At 70.8% G+C, this 21,819-nt stretch carries 19 protein-coding genes; 5 read left to right on the plus strand and 14 right to left on the minus strand.

The genetic code is table 11. From position 1 onward, the window contains the following. Position 1 precedes the first annotated feature (1 nt). The 3 genes from NR792_RS27395 to NR792_RS27405 all read right to left on the minus strand — a co-directional run bounded on the left by NR792_RS27395 (position 2) and on the right by NR792_RS27405 (position 2,446). On the minus strand, positions 2–910 hold the full coding sequence (locus NR792_RS27395) for a helix-turn-helix domain-containing protein (protein WP_375755643.1): 909 nt from the start codon (positions 908–910) through the stop codon (positions 2–4). A 7-nt stretch (positions 911–917) separates the two neighbouring features. Next, on the minus strand, positions 918–1,937 hold the full coding sequence (locus NR792_RS27400) for an alpha/beta fold hydrolase (RefSeq protein ID WP_375755644.1): 1,020 nt from the start codon (positions 1,935–1,937) through the stop codon (positions 918–920). A gap of 71 nt (positions 1,938–2,008) precedes the next feature. Further along, on the minus strand, positions 2,009–2,446 hold the full coding sequence (locus NR792_RS27405) for an SRPBCC domain-containing protein (protein ID WP_375755645.1): 438 nt from the start codon (positions 2,444–2,446) through the stop codon (positions 2,009–2,011). Between the two features lie 56 nt (positions 2,447–2,502). Here NR792_RS27405 and NR792_RS27410 point away from each other — a divergent pair, with 56 nt between their 5' ends. After that, a complete protein-coding gene (locus tag NR792_RS27410) occupies positions 2,503–2,832 on the plus strand; it encodes an ArsR/SmtB family transcription factor (protein WP_375755646.1) in 330 nt (109 codons plus the stop codon). 7 nt (positions 2,833–2,839) lie between these two features. On the opposite strand, the gene NR792_RS27415 is transcribed toward NR792_RS27410, so the two are convergent. The 8 genes from NR792_RS27415 to NR792_RS27450 form a co-directional block, all read right to left on the minus strand. Next, a complete protein-coding gene (locus NR792_RS27415) occupies positions 2,840–4,120 on the minus strand; it encodes an MFS transporter (protein ID WP_375755647.1) in 1,281 nt (426 codons plus the stop codon). A 215-nt stretch (positions 4,121–4,335) separates the two neighbouring features. Next, positions 4,336–6,072 (minus strand): CapA family protein, encoded by a 1,737-nt coding sequence (locus tag NR792_RS27420; protein ID WP_375755648.1) that lies wholly within the window; start codon positions 6,070–6,072, stop codon positions 4,336–4,338. A 110-nt stretch (positions 6,073–6,182) separates the two neighbouring features. Next, positions 6,183–6,689, minus strand: a complete 507-nt coding sequence (locus tag NR792_RS27425) for a DoxX family protein (RefSeq protein ID WP_375755649.1) — start codon at positions 6,687–6,689, stop codon at positions 6,183–6,185. 115 nt (positions 6,690–6,804) lie between these two features. After that, a complete protein-coding gene (locus NR792_RS27430) occupies positions 6,805–7,584 on the minus strand; it encodes a tRNA1(Val) (adenine(37)-N6)-methyltransferase (RefSeq protein WP_375755650.1) in 780 nt (259 codons plus the stop codon). 2 nt (positions 7,585–7,586) lie between these two features. Then, the gene (gene gshB, locus NR792_RS27435) at positions 7,587–8,540 is read right to left on the minus strand and encodes a glutathione synthase (RefSeq protein WP_375755651.1); all 954 of its coding nucleotides are present in this window, start codon (positions 8,538–8,540) and stop codon (positions 7,587–7,589) included. 71 nt (positions 8,541–8,611) lie between these two features. Further along, positions 8,612–10,357: a serine/threonine protein kinase gene (locus NR792_RS27440; protein WP_375755652.1), complete on the minus strand. Its 1,746-nt coding sequence runs from the start codon at positions 10,355–10,357 to the stop codon at positions 8,612–8,614. A gap of 309 nt (positions 10,358–10,666) precedes the next feature. Continuing rightward, complete coding sequence (locus tag NR792_RS27445; protein WP_375755653.1) at positions 10,667–10,993, minus strand: hypothetical protein; 327 nt, start codon at positions 10,991–10,993, stop codon at positions 10,667–10,669. A 7-nt stretch (positions 10,994–11,000) separates the two neighbouring features. Then, positions 11,001–11,255 (minus strand): hypothetical protein, encoded by a 255-nt coding sequence (locus NR792_RS27450; RefSeq protein WP_375755654.1) that lies wholly within the window; start codon positions 11,253–11,255, stop codon positions 11,001–11,003. A 325-nt stretch (positions 11,256–11,580) separates the two neighbouring features. On the opposite strand from NR792_RS27450, the gene NR792_RS27455 reads away from it, so the two are divergent. From NR792_RS27455 to NR792_RS27465, 3 genes are all read left to right on the plus strand, one after another. Beyond that, on the plus strand, positions 11,581–13,707 hold the full coding sequence (locus NR792_RS27455) for a tenascin-X (RefSeq protein ID WP_375755655.1): 2,127 nt from the start codon (positions 11,581–11,583) through the stop codon (positions 13,705–13,707). A gap of 84 nt (positions 13,708–13,791) precedes the next feature. Further along, the gene (locus NR792_RS27460; RefSeq protein ID WP_375755656.1) at positions 13,792–15,342 is read left to right on the plus strand and encodes an anti-phage dCTP deaminase; all 1,551 of its coding nucleotides are present in this window, start codon (positions 13,792–13,794) and stop codon (positions 15,340–15,342) included. Next, a complete protein-coding gene (locus NR792_RS27465; RefSeq protein WP_375755657.1) occupies positions 15,343–15,540 on the plus strand; it encodes a hypothetical protein in 198 nt (65 codons plus the stop codon). It abuts the gene before it with no gap. Between the two features lie 75 nt (positions 15,541–15,615). Here NR792_RS27465 and NR792_RS27470 read toward each other — a convergent pair whose 3' ends face one another. Beyond that, positions 15,616–16,353, minus strand: a complete 738-nt coding sequence (locus NR792_RS27470) for a DUF429 domain-containing protein (RefSeq protein WP_375755658.1) — start codon at positions 16,351–16,353, stop codon at positions 15,616–15,618. A 78-nt stretch (positions 16,354–16,431) separates the two neighbouring features. On the opposite strand from NR792_RS27470, the gene NR792_RS27475 reads away from it, so the two are divergent. Further along, on the plus strand, positions 16,432–17,451 hold the full coding sequence (locus NR792_RS27475) for an aldo/keto reductase (protein ID WP_375755659.1): 1,020 nt from the start codon (positions 16,432–16,434) through the stop codon (positions 17,449–17,451). A gap of 432 nt (positions 17,452–17,883) precedes the next feature. On the opposite strand, the gene NR792_RS27480 is transcribed toward NR792_RS27475, so the two are convergent. Next, positions 17,884–18,606, minus strand: a complete 723-nt coding sequence (locus tag NR792_RS27480; RefSeq protein ID WP_375755660.1) for a head GIN domain-containing protein — start codon at positions 18,604–18,606, stop codon at positions 17,884–17,886. Between the two features lie 120 nt (positions 18,607–18,726). After that, entirely contained in the window at positions 18,727–21,756 is a 3,030-nt protein-coding gene (locus tag NR792_RS27485) for a protein kinase (protein WP_375755661.1), read from the minus strand. Positions 21,757–21,819: the final 63 nt, after the last annotated feature.

Genomic DNA, 21,819 nt, shown 5'->3' on the forward strand with positions numbered 1-21,819 from the left:
TTCACCGCGCATCCTGCCCATCCCCCTGGGGCGCTTCTTGTACGGATTTCACCTGCGAGCCGGATTCGAAGCCCCCCGCGTCGGGCAGCGAGCGGCGCAGCAGGGCGGACGGCGGTCCCCCGGTGAACTGGCGGAAGTCCCGGTTCAGGTGCGCCTGGTCGAAATAGCCCAGCTCCACCGCGAACTCCGCCCAGCGCACCGGACCTCCGGCCTTGATGCGCTCCACCGCCCGGTCGAAGCGCAGCAGGCGCGCCAGCCGTCGCGGCGGCAGCCCCACCTGCTCATGGAACTGGTGGATGAGGTGCTTGTGGCTGTGCCCCAGCTCACCCGCCAGCGTGGCGATGTCCACCTGGCCCCCCGTCCGCTGGATGCGCTCCACCGCCCACCGCACCCCGGCCTCCACCTTTGGACCGCGCTCCACGCGCTGGAGCAGGAACGCGTCCGCGCGAGCGAAGCGCGTCTCCCAGTCCGGCGCCTCCTCCAGCTGCTCCACCAGCCGCCGCGCCTCGCCGCCCCAGAGGTCCTCCAGGCCCGTCACGCGGTGGGACAGCTCGTGCATGGGCACGCCGAAGACGCTGCGGGCTCCCAGGGGCGTGAGGTTCACCTGGAGCCCGTGGGACACGCCGCCGTGCTCGGTGGTGCTCCAGCGCTCGTCCAGGCCCGCGACGAAGCCGGAGCGGTGGCGCGTCACCCGGCCCGCGTCGTCCAGGTGCTTCAGCAGCGGTCCGAACTCCAGGATGAGCACCACCTGCACGCCGGGCAGCTCCTGCCGGCGCATCGGCTGGGGCATGGCCTCGCGATAGCCGCAGTAGTCCCGGACGAGCGGCGCCAGCGCCGGCGGCGGCGTGGCCAGCGCCATCTCCCATCCGCCCCGCGCGGACGCGTGGCGCACCACCCGGACGCGATGCATGCGTGGACTATTTCGAGCCCTTGCGCAGGAAGTCCAGCAGGGCCGCGTGCCACTTCTCCGGCGACTCGAAGTGGGGGATGTGGCCCACGTTGGGCAGCTCCACCAGCGTGGCGCCCGGGATGGCGGCGGCGGTCTTCTTCCCCAGCGCGGGGTACTGCCCCAGCTTCGGCAACAGCGCGGGCGGCACGCTGCCCTTGCCCACCACCGTGCGGTCCTCCTGGCCAATCACCACCAGCGTGGGCACCTTCACGAGCGGGAACTCATGGACCACGGGCTGCTCGTAGATCATCGTCTGCGTGGCGGCGGAGACCCAGGCCAGGCGCGGGTACTCGCCGCTGAGCGTCTGGCGGTAGAGGACCTGGACGTATTCGTCGTACTCGGGCTTCCACTTCACGTAGTAGCCGCGCTGGTACTTGCGCAGCCCTTCCTCCGTGGCCTTGAGGTTCTCCTGGTAGAGGTCCTCGGTGGACTTCCAGGGGACGGCCTCGCGGTAGTCCTCCAGCCCGATGGGGTTCTCCAGCACCAGCTGCGTCGTCACCTCCGGGTACATCAGCGCGAAGCGCGTCGCGAGCATGCCGCCCATGCTGTGGCCCACCACCGCGGCCTGCTTCACGCCCACCGTGTCCAGCACCTGCTTCGTCAGCGACGCCAGCGTGTGGAAGCTGTACGCGATGGCCGGCTTGGACGACTTGCCGAAGCCCACCTGGTCCGGCACGACGACGCGGTAGCCCGCGCCGGTGAGGGCGCGAATCGTGTCCTTCCAGTACGCGCCGAAGAAGTTCTTGCCGTGCAGCAGCACCACGGTGCGCCCGTTGGCGTTGGCCGTGGGCTTCACGTCCATGTACGCCATGCGCAGGTCCTGGCCCTCCAACTTCACGGGCAGGAACTGCACGGGGGCGGGGTAGGGGTAGCCCTCCATGCCCAGGCCCAGCGCCTCCGGCGCGCGTTTCGCCTCTTGCGCGTTCGCGGCTGGAGCGGACAGGAGCAGGGCGGAGAGCAGCAGGGCGGGGACGCGGACGGAGGACATGGGGTCTCCTGGAAGGAACGGGACGCGCGGGAACGGCAGTCTGGCCGGGACATTCCCCCGCGTCGCGGATTTCAGAGCGCCCCGCCCTCCCGGAGGTTGATGCCGAACTCCAGGTAGCCCTTGAGGCACGTCATCATGTGCATCCAGCCACCCGCGTTGCCGTAGGACGCCTCGAAGCCCTTGTCGTCCGGCTTCCACCCGGACTCGCTCACCTTCACCAGAGTGTTGCTTGCGTCCAGCGGCACGAAGGACATCTCCACGCGCGTGAGGGCGCCACGGTCCGAGGGCCACTCGAAGACGATGCGCTCGTTCGGGACGACCTCGCGCGTGATGACGTCGAACTCCCCCGGCGCCTCCGCGAAGCTCCACTTCACCGTCGCGCCCGCCGCCAGCGGCCCGCTGCTCGTCTTCACGAAGTAGCCGCTCAGCTTCGAGGGGTCCACCACCGCCTCGAAGACCTGCGCCACCGGCTTGCGGATCTTCAACTGCACCTGGAACTTCGGCTCCATGAGCCACCCCTTGCTGGGAACTGGTCCGGCCCCGAAATATGTTATATAAATATAACATGTCAAGGAGCGACCAGGACGATCTCATCTTCAAGGCGCTGGCGGACTCGCGCCGGCGGGCCATCCTGGACCTGTTGAAGGACGCGCCCCGGACCACGGGTGAGCTGTGCGAGCACTTCGAGAAGACCCTGGACCGCTGCACCGTGATGCAGCACCTCAAGGTGCTGGAGAAGGCGGAGCTGGTGCTGTCCCACAAGGATGGGCGCACGCGGTGGAACCACCTCAACGCGGCGCCCATCCAGGACATCCACTCGCGGTGGATCTCCTCGTACGCCACGCACGCGGTGAAGCTCTTGTCGAAGCTGAAGCGGGACCTGGAGGAGGACTGATTGCGCGTCAGTGAGCGCTGTCGGAGAACGGCTGGACGTCCGCCTGGGCCGGGGCCAGGGGCTCGTTCTCGAAGCGCGCGGGCTTGAGCAGGCGCGTGGTGAGCACCAGCGCGAGGAAGACGGCCGCCGAGCCGATGGTCACGAAGCGCAGGTTCATGCGGTCCGCGAGCGCGCCCTGGAACCAGACGCCCAGCGAATAGCCCGCGCCCAGCACCATGCTGTAGAGGCTGCCCATGCGCGCCTGGAGCTCGCGCGGCACGCGGCCCTGGCAGGCCGCGCTCAGGCTGCTCATCAGCACCAGGTAGTTGGCGCCGAGGAAGAAGATGCACACCGCGGCCACCTGGAGCGTGGGCGCCAGCCAGTACACGCCCGCCAGCACCGCGATGGTCGTCGCCGCGTAGCCGCGCAGCTTGCGCTGTCCGAAGATCTCCGCGAGCGTGCCCACGCCCAGCGCCGCCGTCACCGCGCCCGCGCCCTGGCACGTCACCAGCAACGACGTGGCCGCCGCACCCTGGCCCAGCTCGCGAATGGCGAACACCGGCACCAGGCCGATGAAGGGCGCCACCAGCGCGGCCACGAAGAAGGTGGCCACCAGCACCAGCGAGATGTCCTCGTCGTCGCGCGCCACCGTGATGCCGCGCCGGATGCCGTCCCAGAGCGGCTCGCGCTTCGCGGCGGGGTCACGCGCGGGCGGCACCACGCGCCACAGGGCCACCAGCACCGCGAAGAAGGACAGCGTGTTCGCGAGCAGCGCCCACGCGGGCCCACCCGCCTGCAACACCACCGCGGCCAGCGTGGGGCCCAGGATGCGGCCCAGGTTGAACTGCGCGGAGTTGAGGCTGGTGGACAGGTGCAGGTCTTCCGGCGGCACCAGCTCCGCGAGCAGCGCGGAGAAGGCCGGATAGGTGAGCGTGCTCACGCACCCGTTGAGGAACGAGATGACGCCGATGACGGGCACCGTCAGCTGCCCCCGGAACGCCAGCACCGTCAGCACGGCCGCGAGCGCCGCCTGGAGGATGGCGCCCAGCCCCGCGTACGCGCGCCGGTCGAAGCGATCCGCGAGCGCGCCGCCCACCGGCGCCAGAATCACCGCGGGCAGGAACGACAGCGCGACGACGGCGCCCGTCCACTCGGCCTTGCCGGTGGTCTGCGTGACGTACACGCCCATCGCCACCGTCTCCATCCAGGTGCCGATGTTGGAGATGAGCGCGCCCAGCCACACCGCGAAGTAGCCGGGGGAGTCGAACGGGCGCAGCGAGGTCAGTCGTGGGAGTCGATGGGCAGGCACGTCGGAGTCTGTCTTAGCGCACGCCGCACGCTCGCGCCTTGCACGGCGCGGCACGCTTGGAGGCGCAATGAAGCGCATGACAGCCGAGGCAGCAGCCCGGCTTCAGCGAAGCGCGCATTCCCTGACGGTGAGGCGCGATGCGTGACATGCAAAACACCCACGAAAGGCGCGGCCTTCCGTGGGTGTGGGTGCGGCGTTGTCAGGAAGGCTCGGTGCTACGGCACGGTGTTGGTGACGGTGGCGGGTGACTTGCGCGGAGAGAGGCGGCCGTCGTCGGCGATGCGGGCGCCCGTGTCGGGGAAGTCCTCGAGGGTGAGCTTGCGCACCAGCGAGACGACGTTGGCGTCCGGGTCCGGCTGGGTGATGCCCTCGCCCACCTGCTTCGTGGGGAGGATGCGGCCGTTGGAGAAGCGGCCGTTCGCGTCCAGCTCCACCTCGAGGATCATGCCCAGGCCCTGCGGACCCTTGAGGTTGAAGCGGCCGTAGGTGGCGAAGTTGCCCATGGAGTAGGCGATGAGGCGGCCCTGGTAGAACTCCATGGCGCGCGCGACGTGCGGGCCGTGGCCGAGCACCAGGTGCGCGCCCGCGTCCACCACCGCGTGGGTGAAGGCGCGCAGGTCGCCGCGGTCCTCGCCGAAGAACATCTCCTTGCCCTGCGGGACGTGCAGGGCCTTGCCGCCCTCCGCGCCGCCGTGGAAGGAGACGATGACGATGTCGTGCGTGGCGGCGGTCTGCTTCACCAGCGCGGTGGCGGTGGGCAGGTTGTTGAGGTGGTTGCAGCCCGGGGACGTGTGGAAGGCCACGAGGCCGATCTTCAGCCCGTTGCGCTCCAGCGTGGCGACGCTGCCCGGCGGACCGCTCCAGGCGATGCCCAGCGCGTCCAGCGTGGACTCGGTGGCGCGGCGGCACTCCTCGCCGAAGTCGCCGGAGTGGTTGTTGGCGGTGGAGACCACGTCCACGCTGGCCTGCTTCAGGTACTCACCGAAGGACGTGGGCGAGCGGAACGCGTAGCAGTTCGCGGGCGAGCGGCACTTGGTGGTCTTGCCGGTGTCACACAGGGGCCCTTCGAGGTTCACGAAGGTGAGGTCCGCGTCCTCCAGGAGGGGGCGCACGGCCGCGATGACGCTGCCGCCGCCCTCGGGGGGCAGGTAGCCCTCCGGCACGGTGGTGCCGAGCATCAGGTCACCGGCGGCGCGGATGCGCAGCTTCGCGCCCGGGGGCGGGGGAGGGCGGGGCGTGCTGTCCACGGGCTGCGCGAGCTTCGCCTGGAGCGCGGCCTGGTTGCGGGCCTGCGTGAGCGCGCCCTCCAGGTCCGGCTGGTTGGGATTGAGCGCGCGCACCTGCGTCCACTGCGTGAGCGAGTCCGCCCAGCGGCCTTCCACGGAGTACGCCCAGCCCAGTTCCCAGCGGCAGTCGGCGCGGGACGGCGCGGCCTGCACGCACGCGGACAGCTCCGCGATGGCGGTGCGGGAGTCCTTGGACTGGAGGGCGGCGACGCCCCGGGCGTAGTGCTCGTCCGGGTTGCCCACGGCGAGTCCGGGCGCGGTGCCGGCCTTGCCGTGCATCGCGATGGCGGCGGCACGCAGGGCCCCGACGCTGGCCTCCACGGCGATGCGGCCGGCCTCGGAGAGGGAGTCTGTCTGGCTTTGCGCCGTGGCGCCCGTGGCGGGGACGGTGTCCGATGCAGGGGAGGACGGAGGGGCCTCGGCGAGGCCCGCGGGCATCCGCATCGAGACGGCCGTGCCCCCCGCTTCCCCCATCGCGAATCGCACGGACGCGAGGCCCGCGGCTTCCAGCTGTCCGGCTCCCGCGTTCCGGATGACGGAGCGCACGGAGGCCGTGCCCGCTTCGTTGAGGCGGGCGGCGCTGGAGGACTCGGCTGTGGAGAAGTTGGGGACGGAGGCGGCGGGCGCGGCGAGCGCCAGCATCAGCAGGACGGACGGGGGGGCCATGGCCCGCGCATCTTACGGGATGGGACGGGGGCAGGGGCGCCACCCACGGGCCCGGTTCACCAGCAGCCGGGCAGGCGACACCCCCACACCCCTCCAAGGCCCTGCCCCGCCTACCCCAGCGCGTCGAGCAGCATCGAGCCCCGGCGCTGACGCGGCAGCAGCCGGAAGTGCTTCAGCTCCTTACGCTTCACCCGCCGCTCCAGCGCGCTGTGCAGCGACACCCGCCCCGGCCCGCGCATCAACGTCCCCAGCGCGATGGCGATGAGCGCCAGGTTGAACTCGTAGCCGCCCTTCGTCATGTCGAAGCCGTTCTTCCTGTGCACCTTCGCGATGGCCATGGCCTGCGTGACGATGACCGACACCGCCGTGAAGCGCGTCGCGATGCCCAGGATGGAGCTCACCCCGGCCACCAGCTCCGTGATGCCCGTGGCCAGCAGCCACGGCTTGCCGGGCTTGATGCCCAGCTGCTCGAACATGCCCACCTGCTGCTCCATGCCTTCCTTCTTCAGCTTCGCCAGGCCGTGGTGGATCATCGTCGCGCCCAACGACAGACGCGGCGGCAGCAGCGCGGCCGACTTCAGCAACGATGGTTGTTCGTTCAGCATCGCCACGTTCATGGGGCTCTCCTCGTCGGGACGCACGCGTCCGGTGGGTGAAGTGCCCCATACGTTGTGACGCATTGGCTCATCCGGCCTCGACGCTCGCAGGCCCCCACGCCCCGCGGCCGGGCACTCAACCCCCGTCCCGCTCCGCCAGCGGCACGTCCATCAGCGCCGCCACCTCCGCGCTGTACCCGCCAGGTCCCTCGCCGTGAACGATGAGCGGCGCTCGCACGGACAGCCCCCGGTCCTGGTCCCTCAGCGCCTGCACCAGGAAGCGTGTGGCGGGCGCGTCCACCCGCGCGTGTACCGAACGAAGCACCCGGGGGAACAACCGCGCGCCCGCGAGCACCCCCAGCACCTCCGCCAGCCGCGCCGCCGGATACACCAGGCTCACGCCGCCCCCCGGCCGCAGGGCATGCCGCGCCGCCGCGACCACGGAGGGCGCGTCGCACGCCACCTCCGACTTGGACACGGCCCGCTCCGCGTCCGGGCTCACCACGCCCGCCTGGGCCCGGCGGAACGGCGGGTTGGACACCACCTGCCCGTAGGCCCCAGGCGTGAACAGCATCCGGGCCTGCCGCAGGTCCCCGAGCAGCGGCCGCACCCGGCCCTCGCACCCGTTGAGCGCCACCGCGCGCGTCAGCCGTGCGTGCACCGCGGGCTGCAGCTCCAGCGCATCCACCGGGCCCGAGACGCCGAACTGCTTCACCAGCAGCAGCGACACCACGCCGCTGCCCGCGCCCAGCTCCAGCACCGGCCCGGGCAGGTCACCGCCTTCGGTGGCCGCGAAGTGCGCCAGCAGCACCGCGTCCAGCGTGAAGCGGTAGCCCGTCCGGCGCTGGAACACGCGCACGTCCGCGGTGCCAATGGAGTCCAGCGTCTCGCCGTCCTCCAGCGTGACAGGCCCCACGTTCAGCGCGCGCCGTGCATCCGCTCGGCCACGTCCAGCACGCGCGCCTCGCAGGAGACGCCGTCCAGGTGGCTGGCCTCCACCAGGCCCGTGGGGCTGGTGACGTTCACCTCCGTGAGGTAGTCGCCCAGCACGTCGATGCCCACCAGCGTCAGCCCCTTCTCCTGGAGCGCGGGCTTGAGGCGCTGGCAGATGTGGAGGTCGCGCGCGGTGATCTCCGCCTTCATCGGCGTGCCGCCCGCGGCCATGTTGCCCCGGTGGTCCGCGTCCGACGGCACGCGCAGCACCGCGCCCACCGGGTCTCCGTCCACCAGGATGATGCGCTTGTCGCCCAGGCGGCTCTCCGGCACGTACGCCTGCGCGAGGATGGGCTCCTTGCCGCCCTGCGTGAGCAGCTCCACCATGGAGCGCGCGTTGCGGTCCCCCGGCGCGAGGAAGAGGATGCCCTTGCCGCCGAAGCCGTCGATGGGCTTCAGGATGGTGCCCTGCGCGTTCTTCGCCGCGAACTCCAGCACCACGGACAGCTCCCGCGTCACGCGCGTCTCCGGCATCAGGTCCGGGTAGTTCAGCGTGAAGAGCTTCTCGTTCGCGTCGCGGATGCCGGACGGGTTGTTGATGAAGATGGGCATGCGGTCCGGACACAGCTCCACCAGCTGCGTGGCGTGCAGATAGTCCGCGTCCACCGGCGGGTCCTTGCGCAGGAAGAGCACGTCCAGCTTCGACAGGGGCCGCACGTCCTCCGCCAGCACGTCGAAGTGGTGGCCTGGTTCGCGCCGCACCTTCACCCGGCGCATGCGCGCCTCCGAGCACCGGCCGTTGAAGCGCAGCCACCCCTGTTCGAAGTAGTAGACGTCGTGCCCCCGCCGCTGGGCCTCCAGCATCAGCGAGAACGTCGTGTCGTGGTCCACCCGCACGCTCTCGAGCGGGTCCATCAGGAAGCCAAGGGAGAGGGCCATGAGGGGCGGAAGATAGCGGACCCCTTCCGCCCGTGCCGCTCCTTCGCGCGCCCCTTCGTCCACCCCGGGACTCAGCGGCCCGGCAGCTCCCTCAGCTTGAGGTTGAGGCGCACGGGCTTGCCCGCCTCCACCGGCACCGCGAGCACCCGGCGCTTCTTGTCCTCGCCCACCAGGATGAGCTCCGCCTGTCCCACCGGCAGCGAGCGCTTCACCAGCGGCGCGTGGCCCAGGGACTTGTTCTTGAGGAAGACCTCCGCGGGCTCGTCCAGGAAGAGCGTCACCTCGCCCTTGTTCTTCCGGCTCCGGCCGCCACGCTCGGAGTCGTCCCGGTCCGGGTCCCGGTCCTTCGTTCCCCGGTCCTTCGTTCCCCGGTCCCTGGTGTCCTTGTCCTTGTCCGCGTCCGCGATGGCCACGCCCGCGTCGGGCACGGGGGACTGGGGCGGCCGGATGGGGAGCATGGGTCCCATGCCCATGGGGGCGGGCGGGGAGGTCTTCTCCTCGTCCTCCAGCAGCTTCGTGAGCCGGAACGCGCCGTAGGCCAGCCCCAGGATGAGCGACAGCGACAGGAGCGCCCAGACGACGCCCAGCCTGGAGCGCTTCACCGGGAGCGCGGTCTCGTCGCTGCCGGACTCCTCCGCGCGCAGCCTGGCGATCTCCGCCTTCTTGCGCGCCTCCACGACGCTGAGCGCGGTGGCCTTGCGCTCCGGCAGGTAGGGGCCGTCATCCTTCTGGAGCGCCCGCTTCGCCGACGCCAGCACCTGGCTGCTCGTCGTGACGTCCGCGCTCTCCAGCAGCGAGCGCGTGGCCGCCATGCGCTCCGCGAACAGGCCCTTCATGAGGGCGGCGCGCTGCTCGGCGTCCATCAGCTTGCCGCCGGCCGCCTTCTCGATGGCGCGCGCCATGTCCCGCCCGGACGGATAGCGGCGGTCCACGTTGCGCTCCAAGGCGCGCATCACCACGCGGGAGATGTCCTCGGAGATGTGCGGCAGGAGCACCGAGGGCCACGGGATGGGGTCCTCGAGGATCTTCACCATCTCGTCGCGCTCGGTCTTGCCCGCGAAGAGCCGCTCGCCGGTGATGAGCTCGTGCATCACCACGCCCACGGAGAACAGGTCGCTCCTGCCATCCAGCGGATCGCCGCGCACCTGCTCCGGGGACATGTACCCGGTGGTGCCCTTCACCGTGCCCACGCTGGTGCGCTCCAGGCTGTTCTTCGCCTTGGCGATGCCGAAGTCGAGCAGCTTCACGGTGCCGTCGTACGTCACCATGATGTTCTTCTGGGCCACGTCGCGGTGGATGACGGGGCTCGCCTCGCCGCCGGGGGACGTGAAGGTGTGCGCGTAGTGCAGCGCCAGGCACACGTCGCGGGCCACGGACAGGGTGAAGGCCAGCGGCACCGGCTGGCGCTTCTTCAGGCACGCGCTGGTCACCTGGTTGAGGTTCTGCCCGCCGATGAACTCCATGGCCAGGTAGAGCCCGTCGTCCTCCTCCCCCAGGTCGAACACCTGCGCGATGTTCGGGTGGTTGAAGGCCGCGGTGATGCGCGCCTCGTCCAGGAACATGCGGACGAACTGATCATTGGAGCGCGCGTCCGGGAGGATGCGCTTGATGACCACGTACTTGCGGAAGCCGCCCGGGCCCGACGTGTAGCCCAGGAACAGCTCCGCCATGCCGCCCACGGTCAGCTGCGTGAGCACCTCGTACTTCCCGATGCGCTCGCCCCGATGGAAGTCGATGAGCTCATCCTCCAGCGCCTTGGAAGAATGGCGCCCGCGTCGTGAAGAAAGCCGGGCCGGACCATAACAGGGCTGTTGCATCCGGGGTCCTTCCTTGCCGCTCGGATGCCCCCCAGGTCCCTGTGGATCACCTGTGGATGGTGTGGATGGACCTGTGGACAACCGGGGGCCTGGAAGCAGCGCTGTGGATGCCCGGGGGAAACCGGCAATTTGCCCACATGTAGCAGATCGCCGATTCGTGAATGAATCCGGAGGCTTGCTGACTTGTCCCCAACTCGGCTTCCCCTACCGCTTCCACCAGTTGATCAACACTCCAATTAGACTGGTGAAAAGAAGCGGGGCCCGTGCACAAGTCGGAAACCGGCAGGCACCCGGCGAAGCGCCATGCTGCTACAGGAGCGTGGCGCGCAGCCGGTCCAGCAGGCCGGGCAGGTCCTGGAGCAGCTGCCGGTCCATGTCCTCCAGCGCGGCGCGGAGCATGACCAGGTCCTCCGGCTCCCGTTCCGCGGACACCATGCGCTGCAGGGCGCGCAGGCGCTGGTTGCGCATGACCAGGCGGGCCAGGGTGTCGTCCAGCTCCTCCGCGAGCTCGGCGTCCAGGTGCAGCTCCTGGCCCACCAGCTCCCGGAGCTGCTCCACGCGGTAGGTGAGCTCCCAGCTCTCCTCGTAGCCCGCGCGCCGGGGCATCATGGGCCCATACGTCCACCGCTCGTTCACGGTTCCTCTAGTGCGGCCGGGGCCGGGTGAGGCCGGTCAGGGACAGGCGGGTGCGCATGGGGTCCAGCTCCACGTGTATCCGGCAGTCCGCCACGTCCAGGCGCAGGGTGTAGGGAGGACAGGGCGTGTGCCCCGAGTGGTTCTCGGAGGCCTGCGTGCCCATGCGGAACAGCTCGGCCAGCACCGCCTGCCGGACCTCGGCGGACAGCCCGTTCACGGTGGACTGCACGCCCCGGGCGATGAGCACCGTGAACGCCTGCAATCCTGGAGAATCGTGCGAAGGGCCGGCCAGGGTCATGCCCGCGCCCGTTGCCAGAACCGTACCCTGCGACAGGCCTGTCGTTCCGGGGGTTTGGAGTGACTCAGAACCCTTGGGGCTGAAAAAAACTCAGGCATCAAAGTGCCCAATCCTGAAACCCCGGGGGGTGGGGTGCCGTGGGACAGGGGGATGGAGAGGGGTGTAAAGGCAGGGGGCAGGAGGCTCGATGGCACGCACGCGGACGGTGGGCAGTGGGGGCCTGACGGGCCTTCCGGAGGCTCCAACGGGCTGGCCAGGGGTTGCCGCCCGGCCGCCTGGAGCCCTGGCAATGGCCCTGGCCGCCCTGCTGGCCTTCGTGGGCGCCTGCCGGGACGAACCCCCGCTGACGGGCGCCCGGAGCCTCCTGCGGGTCTCCCAGGAGTCCGTGGCGTTCCCGCCTGGCTACCCCCAGGTGGAGCGGGTGGTGGAGATCCGCGTGGTGAACGCGGGCCGCACGACGCTGGACGTGGACTGGACGTCGCTGGCGGCGCCCTTCTTCGCGGACGGGCTGCCCGCGCGGATGGCGCCGGGCGAGGTGCCGGTCCGGCTGTCCTACCGGCCGGAGGCGACGGGCGTGCTGACGGCCACGCTGGTGGGCCGGGCGCCCGGAGGCGGGGAGGTGCGGGTGGAGCTGCGCGGGGAGGCGAACCCGTTCCCGGACTGCCCCACGCCGGTGGCCTGCCACACCTCCACGTTCGACGTGACGACGGAGACGTGCGTGGAGGCCGAGGCGCCGGACGGCACGGCGTGCGACCCGGGCAACGCGTGCATCCAGGGCGCCACGTGCACGGCCGGGCGGTGCAGGGGCACGGAGCGCGTCTGCGACGACGGCAACGCGTGCACCACGGACGTGTGCAGCCCGCTGGATGGCTGCACGTCGGTGCCGGCGCCGCCGTGTCCGGGGGACGGGAAGTGCCAGGTGGGTGCGTGCGACCCGAAGGTGGGGTGCACGCTGGCGAAGGCGCCGGACGGGACGTTCTGCGGCCCGGAGCGCGGCTGTGACGCGGCGGACGTGTGCCTGGACGGGACGTGCCAGCGCCGCGACCCGCCGGACCACTTCGCGTGCGCGCCGGCCAGCCCGTGCCAGGGGCCGGGCAGGTGCAAGGGCTCCGTGTGCGAGCGCCCCGCCGCCACGGCGGTGGTGCCGGACTGGACCTACGACGCGAAGTCCAACGGCGAGGCGCTGCACGACCTCCTGGTGGGGCCCACGGGGGACGTGACGCTGGTGGGCTTCTTCGTGCCGGCGCTGCTGGACGCGGCGGGCCCGGTGCCGGTGCGCGCGAGCGTGTCCGGGCGCCGGTGCATGCTGTGGAACGACCGGCTGTTGTGCATGGACCTGCCGAACTCCGGGCAGGTGTCGCTGCTGGACCGGGTGACGGGCTCGCCCCGGTGGACGTTCGACCTGGCGGCGGCGCGGCCGGACTTCACGCAGGGGCTGACGACGGTGTTCATGGCGCGGCTGGGGGTGATGCAGCCGGACCGGCTGGCGGCCCTCTTCGAGGCGTACCCCGCGGGCACGGCGCGCGACACGCTGTGCCGGCGGTACTTCCTGGTGGTGCTGGATGCCTTTGGCGGGATGGTGTCCGCGCAGGCCTTGCAGGATCCGCTGCTCGCGGAGTGCAACCACCCGCATCCGTACGGCGTGGCGTCCGACGCGGCGGGGGATCTGTACGTGGCGTTCGGGCAGACGCAGAACGTGGGGGCGCCGCTGTATCCGGGGGCGCCCACGCTGTTGATGGCGTTCTCCCAGGACGGGGTGCCGCGCTGGCGCAAGACGGAGGCCTTCGCCGCGGGCGAGCTGGCCATCGTGAACGGGCTGCTGCTCAACGAGCGCTCCACGCAAGCGCTGAGCACGCAGGACGGGCAGCCGGTGGGCTCGCAGACCTTCCCCCGGGGGCTGGGCCGCGCGCTGGCGACGTCCGCGCACGTCATCCCCTCGCCGTCCGAGGATTCCACCGCGGGCGGTTGGACGTTGGAGGGCTACGCGCTGCCGGGGCTCGCGCCGTCCTGGACGTATGGGTTCCAGGGGTGGCCGGGCCCGGTGGCGCCGGAGGTACGGCTGGCGAGCTGGACGTCGTGGCCCGGGCAGCCTCCGGAGACGGTGGTGCTGGGCACGGGCATGGATGCGACAGGGCCGGTGCTGTTCGCGGTGAGCGCGAAGGACGGCACCGAGGTGTTCCAGTGCCCCGTGTCGAACGCGGAGACGCCCGCGCAGTTCCTGGAACTGGGGCCGGACAGCGTGGTGATGATGGACGGGGCGCAGACGTGCGGCGATTGCGATCCGCCGTACGCGTACAGCCAGGCGCGCTTCCGGCGCTTCCCCATCCCGGGCCTGAAGCCCGCGGCGGAACCCTGGCCCGGAACGTTCGGCGGGCCAGGGCACGACCATCACGAGGACCCGGTGCGCGGGCGCTGAAGGCCTCCTTCGGAAGGGTCCCTGCGGAGCCCATGTCGGAAGGGGGTGCTATCCCCCCTGCTTGTGATTGCAGGGGGAGGACGGATGGGGATTTCGGGTGATGGGACCCTGGAAGGTTTTGACCATCAGCGCACGGAGGTTGTGCTGGGTCTGGTGGGAGCAGTGGGGACGGATCTCCGACGAATGGAGAGCTTCCTGACCGAAGGGCTCCAGCGCTTCAACTACGAGCCCCGGGTCATCAAGGTGACCCGGCTGTTGGAGACGCTGCAGACGTCGAAGCTGGGTTTCACGTTGAAGGACTCAACAGAGGACGTGCGCATCGCCAGCCGTATCGAGGCTGGCAATGAGTTGCGACGCCTTTCGAAGCGGAATGACATCTTCGCGCTCTATGCCGCGCAACAGATAGCCGAACTCCGGGTGCGCCACGGGGAGGAAGAAGTCCTGTTTCCGCGCTCGCAGGCCGTGTACCTCGTGCACTCGCTGAAACATCCGGCGGAGGTGCGCACCCTTCGACGCATCTATGGCCCGGGATTCTTCCTGATGGGGGTGTACTCGCCGGAGTCGCTGCGCCTGCGCAATCTGGTGGACCGTCACCTGATTCCAGAGGAAAGGGCCCGCGAGCTCATCCGGAAAGACGAGAACGAGAAGGAAGGGCACGGGCAGCACGCGCGCGACACCTTCGAGCTGTCCGACGTCTTCATCCCCATGACAGGCAACGAGGAGGAGTCCCGCAGTCAGGTCTTCCGCTTCCTGGACCTCGTCTTCGGATCGCCCTGGACGACGCCCACCCAGGAAGAGCACGCCATGTTCATGGCCTTCGCCGCCGCGCAGCGCTCCGGCAGTCTGGCGCGTCAGGTCGGGGCCGTCGTCACCAGCCAGACGGGCGACGTCATCGCCACAGGCGCGAACGACGCTCCGCAGTACAGCGGTGGCCAATACTGGCCGGGCCTTCATGACCAGCGGGACAGTGCACGCGGCGTGGATTCCAATGATGTCCTCAAGCGCAAGCTCGTCGTGGGCATCATGCGCAAGGTGAGGAAGCACTTCGGCCAGGACTCCAGGGCACAGGATGGAGACAACGCCCTCTACGAGGAAGGCCGGGAACTCTTCGCGGACACGGGCTTGCTGGACATCACCGAGTACAGTCGCGAGGTACACGCTGAGATGGCGGCCCTGTCCGCCTGCGCCCGGATGGGAGCTCCCACGCGGGGAGCCCACCTCTACGCAACGACTTTCCCCTGTCACAACTGTGCGAAGCACATCGTGGCCGCGGGAATCGAGCGGGTGTACTTCGTCGAGCCCTATCCGAAGAGCCATGCCCTCCGGCTGCACGATGACTCCATCGCGTTGATGGACGGCCAGGACGTCAAGGGGAGGGTCGTCTTCGTTCCCTTCATGGGCGTGGGGCCCCGCAGGTTTTTCGATCTTTTCTCGATGCAGCTGAGCTCCGGTCGGCCCGTGAAGCGGAAGAACAAGGAAGGCCGCAAGCTCGAGTGGACGAGCACGAAGGTCTCACCGCGCATGCCACTGCTCCCCTATGCTTATGTTCAAATCGAGCGACTCGCCGCGGACGAGTTGTTCCTGGTCATCCAGCGAAGGACGCAGGAGCCAGCGGGTTCCGGAGGAGAGGGTTGAATGTCTTCCATCAGGCGGATGGACACGGAGGAAGCCCGGCGGTTCTGGGAGTTCCTGGAGCGCAACCATCGCGTCGTGGCGAAGTGGCCGGACTGGATGCGGCGCGGCTCCGTGGGTGAAACGCTCTCGCGAGAATGGGAAGAGCTGCCGACAACCCTGATTCCTCCCGAGGAGGAAGCGCCTCCCGAGCATTTCTGAGAAGTCGTCCGTGCCGTGGGTCCATCACAGGCCGGAGGGCCCCAGCTGGCTGCTGTTGCCCGTGGTGACGGGCGGTCAACGCTGGCGCGGCGCGGCTTGAACGCCGCGATCCACGTCCAGGATGCGCCCCTCGCGCAGCGTCCCGTCCGCGTCCCGCGTGAGGGGCAGGCCCACCGCGGTGATGTCCCCGGGCCGGGTGCGCGTGAGCCAGCCCAGCCAGGCGCAGAGCGCGGCGTCCAGCTGGTCGTGCGTGCACGTCCCCGCGTCCATGAAGCGCAGGCCGGCGGACTCCAGCAGGGCCTGCCTCCGGGCGCGTCCTTCGGGCGAGGCCTTTGCCCCCAACTTCTCCACAGCCAGCGCGCGCCAGGTGGCGCCGGGGAAGGCCTCGAAGAGACGCGCGTGGGACAGCGCCGGCGTGTCCAGGTCCAGGAGCGGCACCCGCGCATGGGCCCGCAGCGCGGCGAACAGCAGCACGCTGCCGCGCACGAAGCCCGCGAACGGCAGTCCGGGCAGGGGCAGCACGTCCGGCGTGCGGCCCGGAGCCCGCAGCTTCCGCTCCGCGTCCCGCACCCGCTCGCCGGGGTTCGCCAGCGCCTGCGGCCCGTCCACCACCACCACGTCACCGGGCTGGAGGGCGAAGGCCTCCGCGAGCGCCTCCGGGTCCAGCCCGTGCTTCGCCTGCACTCCGGGCCAGACGCGCTGGGAGAAGCGCACGCGGCCGTCCCCGTCCACGACGGCTTCATCCACGGGGCGGGGAGCGCGGGCGAACGGGTCCGTCAGGTCCCAGCCCACGAAGCGGCGCGCAGACGTCATCGCGTGCCTTCCTGCTGCGGGACCGCGCACCGGGCGTTAAGAGGGGCCGCCTTCACTTCCACCCAAGGTGACACGCGCATGCACTACCGTCCGCTGGGCCGCACCGGCCTGTTTGTCTCTGAACTGTGTTTCGGCGCCATGACCTTCGGTGGCGAGGGCTACTGGAAGAACATCGGGCAGCAGGGGCAGGCGGAGGCGGACGCGCTGGTGGGCCGGTGCCTGGACGCGGGCATCAACTTCTTCGACACCGCGAACGTGTATTCGTACGGGCAGTCGGAGGAACTGCTCGGCAAGGCGCTCGCGGCGAAGCGGTCGCAGGTGGTGCTGGCCACCAAGGTGCGCGGCCGCATGGGCCCGGGCCAGAACGAGGTGGGCCTGTCGCGCTACCACATCTTCGACTCCGTGCACGCGAGCCTGAAGCGCCTGGGCACGGACCACATCGACCTCTTGCAGATCCACGGCTACGACGCGGCCACCCCGCTGGATGAGACGCTGCGCGCGCTGGATGACCTCGTGCGCGAGGGCAAGGTGCGCTACCTGGGCGCGTCCAACCTGGCCGCGTGGCAGCTGATGAAGGCGCTGGGCCTGAGCGACCACCGCGGCCTGTCCCGCTTCGAATCACTGCAGGCGTACTACTCCATCGCCGGCCGCGACCTGGAGCGCGAGCTGGTGCCGCTGATGAAGGACCAGCAGGTGGGCCTGATGGTGTGGAGCCCGCTCGCGGGCGGCTTCCTGTCCGGCAAGTACCGCCGCAACGCCGAAGGCCCCGAGGGCGCCCGCCGCACCACCTTCGACTTCCCGCCCGTGGACCGCGAGCGCGCTTACAACGCCATCGACGTGATGGACGCGGTCGCCAAGGAGACGGGCACCACCGTGGCGCGCGTGGCGCTCGCCTGGCTGCTGCACCAGCCGCACGTCACCACCGTCATCCTCGGCGCGAAGACGCAGGCCCAGCTGGACGACAACCTGGCCGCGTCCGAGCTGCGCCTCAGCCCCGAGCAGCTCTCGAAGCTGGACGCCGTCTCCAGGCTGCCCGCCGAGTACCCCGGCTGGATGGTGGAGCGTCAGAACGCGGACCGCTTCCCCCAGGCCCGCTGAGGCGGTGACCCAGGGAGTCCCATTCGTACGGAGTTTTCCATCATCGCTGGATGAACCCGACCTGCTGCGTTCCAACGACGCACCGTGTGAGCGCGGTGCGTGCGCCCCCACGGCCGGTCTGGGACGGCAGGCGCCGCATGACGCGGCATCCCCTGCGAGTCCGGTGGCGAAAGACACCGACGGTGTTTGGGATTGGGACGGACTTCCAATATCTTGGGGACTGCGAAGCGTTCGGTCACTCGAGCGCGTTCCATGGGGCCCACGCGCCTGTCCGGCAGCACACCTGTGCGGTCGGCATCCACGTGGAAGGAGCACGGTCGCCCGGATGACCTTGGAGGTCCGGTGTGCGGCGTCTCTGATGCCTCGTGGGGGGCCTGTCCGGGCCCCGGGTCACTCCCGGGGCCCGGGTAACCTTTTCCCGGTGCGCGGCGGCTAGTTCGACGTGTCCAGGCGCGAGCCGCCGCTGACGTCCAGGTCGGCGTTCTGGGGCCGCTTCGACAGGCGGACGATGCTGCCGCCGGACGCGTCGCCGGTGACGCTGTCGGAGGCGTTGGCCTCCACGATGGCGCCGCCGCTGGCGTCCACGTCCAGGGTGCTGACGCCCTGGAGCTGCTGGGCGTGGAGCTGCGAGCCGCCGCTGACCTCGGCATCCAGCTCCCGCGCGCGGCCGGTCAGGGTGATCTCCGCGCCGCCGCTGGCCTCGGCTTCCACCTTCTTGGCGTCCACGCCGCGCACGGTGAGCACCGCGCCGCCGCTGGCCTCGGCGTCGAACTCGTCGGACGCGGTGACGTCCGCGTTCATGTGGCCGCCGCCGCTGACCTCCACGTGGTCGATGCGGGGCGAGGACACGATGATCTTCACCCGGCCGTTGAGGCCGCTCCAGCCCTTGCGCTCCACGCGCGTGGTGAGGATGCCGTCCTCCACCTCCAGCTGGATGCGGGACAGGTTCTCGGCGGAGCCCTCCAGGCGGACGGACTTGGGGCCCACCTTCACCTCCGCTTGCATGCCGTGGCCCACGGAGACGCCGTGGAAGTCCTTCACCTGGCGCGTCTCACCGGAACCCTGGGAGGGCTTTGCCGCGTCCTCCGCGTGAGCGGTGCAGGCGGTGGTGGCGAGGCAGCAGGCGGCGAGCAGGGACAGCGAGGAAACCCTCATGGTCGGCTCCGGGCAAAGCGCGAGGACGTGGGAGCACGTCCGGGCGGAATGCCTCGGGTACGGAGGACGCCAGCGGGTGATTGCGTGAGGGGCCGAAACCTGTCCGACAGTCGGACAGGTTCAGGGATTGGCCAGCAGCTCCAGGGGGACCCGGACGGAGGTGGTGTCGTCGGGTTTGATCTCCACCAGGAGCTTCAGGGGCCGGCCGGTGCCATCCATGAGCTTCAGGGTGTGCCTGCCCACCGGGAGGGCGACCTTGGTGAGGGGGGTCTCGCCCAGGGAGCGGCCACCCAGGGAAACGCGGGCGGAAGGCTCGGTGACGAGGGTGAGGAAGCCCTGGGGCGCGGCCTCTTCGGTGGCGGTGTCCGGCGGGGCAGGGAGGTCGGCTTCCGGGACGTCCGCGGGCGCGGCGGAGGTGCGGGGCTTTGCGCGAGCCGGGGTCGCCGGGTCGTTGGGGTCGCGCTTGGCCTTGCGGACGGGGGCGCGCGTCTTCGCCTTCGGGGCCTCGGCGTCGGCGGTGTCGTCAGCGGGCGGGGAGACGGAGTCGCCGCTGGGAGGCGCCGGGTCCGAGGGCGCGGCGTCGGGAGGCGGGGTGCCGGTGGGAGGCTCGGCCTGGGCCACCGCGGTGGAGGGTTCCGGCGCGGCGGGCTCGGTGGGAGCGGGCTTCCGGGCCTCGGGTTCGGCGGGAGTTGCCGGTGGAGAAGTTGTGGAGGAGTTCGCGTCGGGCTTCGGCGCGCGCACGGAGCTCCACAGCGAGGCCACGCGGCCGCCGTCGAGTCCCAGGGCGATGGTGATGCCGAGGCCCGCGACGCCGAGGAGCACGACGCCGGCCGCGATGAGTCCACCCCGGCGGCGGGGCGCGGGGGACTCGGCGAGGAAGTCGTGGGGTTCGGTGGGGCGGACGGAGGCGCGAGCCGGAGGCGAGGACTGCTTGCGGCGGGAGGAAGGCGAGCGGCGGACCGCGGGCGTCTTCTCCGGGGCCTCTTCGGGAGGCAGGGACGGCACGCGGGAGATGGCCGTCTCGTTGTCGTTCAGCAGGGCCTGCGGCGCGGTGTGGGGCTGGGTGACGCGGATGCTGTCCTGCGTGGAGGACCGTGAAGGCCGGGGGCGGGAGTCCTCGGAGCTGTTGTTCGCGGCGTCGCGCCCGGCGCGGGACCGGGCATCGTCGGTGGCTCCGTTCGCGGCGTCGCGAGGAGGACGAGGCCGCGAGTCTTCCGCGCCGCCATTCGACGCCTCGCGAGCCGAGCGAGCCCGTGCATCGTTGGCCCCATTCGCTGCATCCCGAGGAGGACGGGGCCGAGAGTCTTCAGCACCCCCGCTCGCGGCATCCCGCGCGGGACGGGCCCGCGCATCCTCACCCGGCGCGCTGAAGGCCTCACGGGGCGGCTTGGGCCGTGCGTCCTCGGGAGGCACGTTGAAGGCTTCACGCGGCGGACGGGGCCGCGAGTCCTCCGCGTCCCGTCCAATCCTGGGCCTCAGCTCCTCGGTACGGGCCTCCGAGGCATCACGCCCGGAGCGCGGACGCGAGTCCTCGGAGGAGCCATTGCCGGAGTCCCTCGCGGAGCGCTGCCGCGAATCCTCCGGTGCCCCGTTCGCCGCATCCCGCCCTTCGCGTCCACTCCGGGCCCGGGGCTCGTCGGGCGGCGCCACGAAGGTTGGAGGCTCCTTCGGGGAACGCGCCTTCGGCTCCTCGGGGGGCTGGGCACCCACGCGCGACAGCGGCGTGAGGATCGTCTCACCCTCGACGTAGCCGGGGGACGTGGTGGCCTGGGCCGCCGTGATGCGCAGCGATGAGTCCAGCATCACCGGCGGCAGGGACGGCTGGGTGCGCACGCCCGGTTCAGAATCATCCGGCCGCGCGGACATCTCATCCGTGGGCGGAGGCGCCGCCGGAGGAGGCGACACCCGGCGCGAGGACGGCGGCGGCGCGGGCTTGCGGATCGCCAGCTCCTCCGTCGTGTTGCGGCGGCCCGTCCCCAGCGGAGCGGCCGCCTTCGCCGGAGCGGGAGCCTTGGGAGGCGCCGCGGGCGCGCGAGGCGGCAGCGTGGAGGAGATCTGCGGCAGCGCTCCCGTGGGAGGCACCGTCACGGGCTCCGGGACGTCCACGCCCCGGGCCAGCACCTGCGCCACCTGCGTCTCGCTGGAGGTGCCATCCCCGGTCGACTGACCGCTCATGAGCAGCAGGCGGGTCTGGTCGCGGCGCTCGGCGAACAGGCGCAGCATCAGCTCGCTGCTCTGTTCGGGGTGCCAGATGCGAGGGCCCACGGCGCGCTCGATGGCGCGGGCGAACTCCAGCGTGGAGCCGTAGCGGTCTTCACGCCGCTTCGCGAGCGCCTTGAGGACGATGGCGTCCAGCTCCGGCGGCACCTCCTTGTTCACGCGAGAGGGCGGGGTCACGTCGCCGCTGAGCACCGCGTTCATCATCGCTTCGGCGGTCTTCGCGTAGAACAGCCGCATGCCGGTGAGGCACTCGTGCAGCACCACGCCCAGACTGAACAGGTCGCTGCGGGCGTCCAGCGGGTCGCCCATGATCTGTTCCGGGGACATGTAGCCGCTGGTGCCCTTCACCATGCCCACCTGCGTGCGGCCCGCGCGCGCCAGGCTCTTGGCGATGCCGAAGTCGAGCAGCTTGGTGACGCCCTCGTACGTCACCATGATGTTCTTCTCGGCGACGTCGCGGTGGACGACGGGCGAGGGCCGGCCCAGCGGGTCGGTGAAGCTGTGCGCGTAGTTGAGCGCCACGGCCGTGTCGCGCACGGCCATCAGGCTCAGGCCCATGGGGATGGGCTCGTGGGCGGAGCGGCACGCGCGGGCCACCTCCACCAGGGTGGCGCCTGGGACGAACTCCATGGCGAGGAACAGCTCGCCGTCCGCCACGTCCAGGTCGTACACGTGGGCGATGTGCGGGTGGTTGAACGCGGCCGTGACCTTGGCCTCGTCCAGGAACATCCGGACGAACTCCTCCTCGCCGCGGATGTCGGGGAGGATCTGCTTCAGCACGACCATCTTGCGGAAGCCGGCCAGGCCCTTCTGGGCCGCGAGGAAAATCTCCGCCATCCCGCCTGTCGACAGGCGGCAGAGCACCTCGTACTTGCCCAACACCCGGCCGCGGAACCCGTCCGGAGTGAGCGTCAGCGTCGTCCCAGCCATTGAAGGGGTCCGACTCTACACCGGTGCAGGCACCCGCGCGAAAGGCCCGGACCCCCGTTTCTG

Origin of the sequence: Corallococcus exercitus (genome assembly GCF_042231735.1) — a bacterium.
Taxonomy (GTDB): Bacteria; Myxococcota; Myxococcia; order Myxococcales; family Myxococcaceae; genus Corallococcus; species Corallococcus exercitus_B.

Excerpts from the sequence above, each read along its gene's own strand:
- NR792_RS27485 (WP_375755661.1), bottom strand. The coding sequence starts at position 21,756 with ATGGCTGGGACGACGCTGACGCTCACTCCGGACGGGTTCCGCGGCCGG.
- NR792_RS27395 (WP_375755643.1), bottom strand. The coding sequence starts at position 910 with ATGCATCGCGTCCGGGTGGTGCGCCACGCGTCCGCGCGGGGCGGATGG.
- NR792_RS27455 (WP_375755655.1), top strand. The coding sequence starts at position 11,581 with ATGGCCCTGGCCGCCCTGCTGGCCTTCGTGGGCGCCTGCCGGGACGAA.
- NR792_RS27460 (WP_375755656.1), top strand. The coding sequence starts at position 13,792 with ATGGGGATTTCGGGTGATGGGACCCTGGAAGGTTTTGACCATCAGCGC.
- NR792_RS27400 (WP_375755644.1), bottom strand. The coding sequence starts at position 1,937 with ATGTCCTCCGTCCGCGTCCCCGCCCTGCTGCTCTCCGCCCTGCTCCTG.
- NR792_RS27420 (WP_375755648.1), bottom strand. The coding sequence starts at position 6,072 with ATGGCCCCCCCGTCCGTCCTGCTGATGCTGGCGCTCGCCGCGCCCGCC.
- NR792_RS27465 (WP_375755657.1), top strand. The coding sequence starts at position 15,343 with ATGTCTTCCATCAGGCGGATGGACACGGAGGAAGCCCGGCGGTTCTGG.
- NR792_RS27425 (WP_375755649.1), bottom strand. The coding sequence starts at position 6,689 with ATGAACGTGGCGATGCTGAACGAACAACCATCGTTGCTGAAGTCGGCC.
- NR792_RS27440 (WP_375755652.1), bottom strand. The coding sequence starts at position 10,357 with ATGCAACAGCCCTGTTATGGTCCGGCCCGGCTTTCTTCACGACGCGGG.
- gshB (WP_375755651.1), bottom strand. The coding sequence starts at position 8,540 with ATGGCCCTCTCCCTTGGCTTCCTGATGGACCCGCTCGAGAGCGTGCGG.
- NR792_RS27405 (WP_375755645.1), bottom strand. The coding sequence starts at position 2,446 with ATGGAGCCGAAGTTCCAGGTGCAGTTGAAGATCCGCAAGCCGGTGGCG.
- NR792_RS27475 (WP_375755659.1), top strand. The coding sequence starts at position 16,432 with ATGCACTACCGTCCGCTGGGCCGCACCGGCCTGTTTGTCTCTGAACTG.
- NR792_RS27410 (WP_375755646.1), top strand. The coding sequence starts at position 2,503 with ATGTCAAGGAGCGACCAGGACGATCTCATCTTCAAGGCGCTGGCGGAC.
- NR792_RS27480 (WP_375755660.1), bottom strand. The coding sequence starts at position 18,606 with ATGAGGGTTTCCTCGCTGTCCCTGCTCGCCGCCTGCTGCCTCGCCACC.
- NR792_RS27470 (WP_375755658.1), bottom strand. The coding sequence starts at position 16,353 with ATGACGTCTGCGCGCCGCTTCGTGGGCTGGGACCTGACGGACCCGTTC.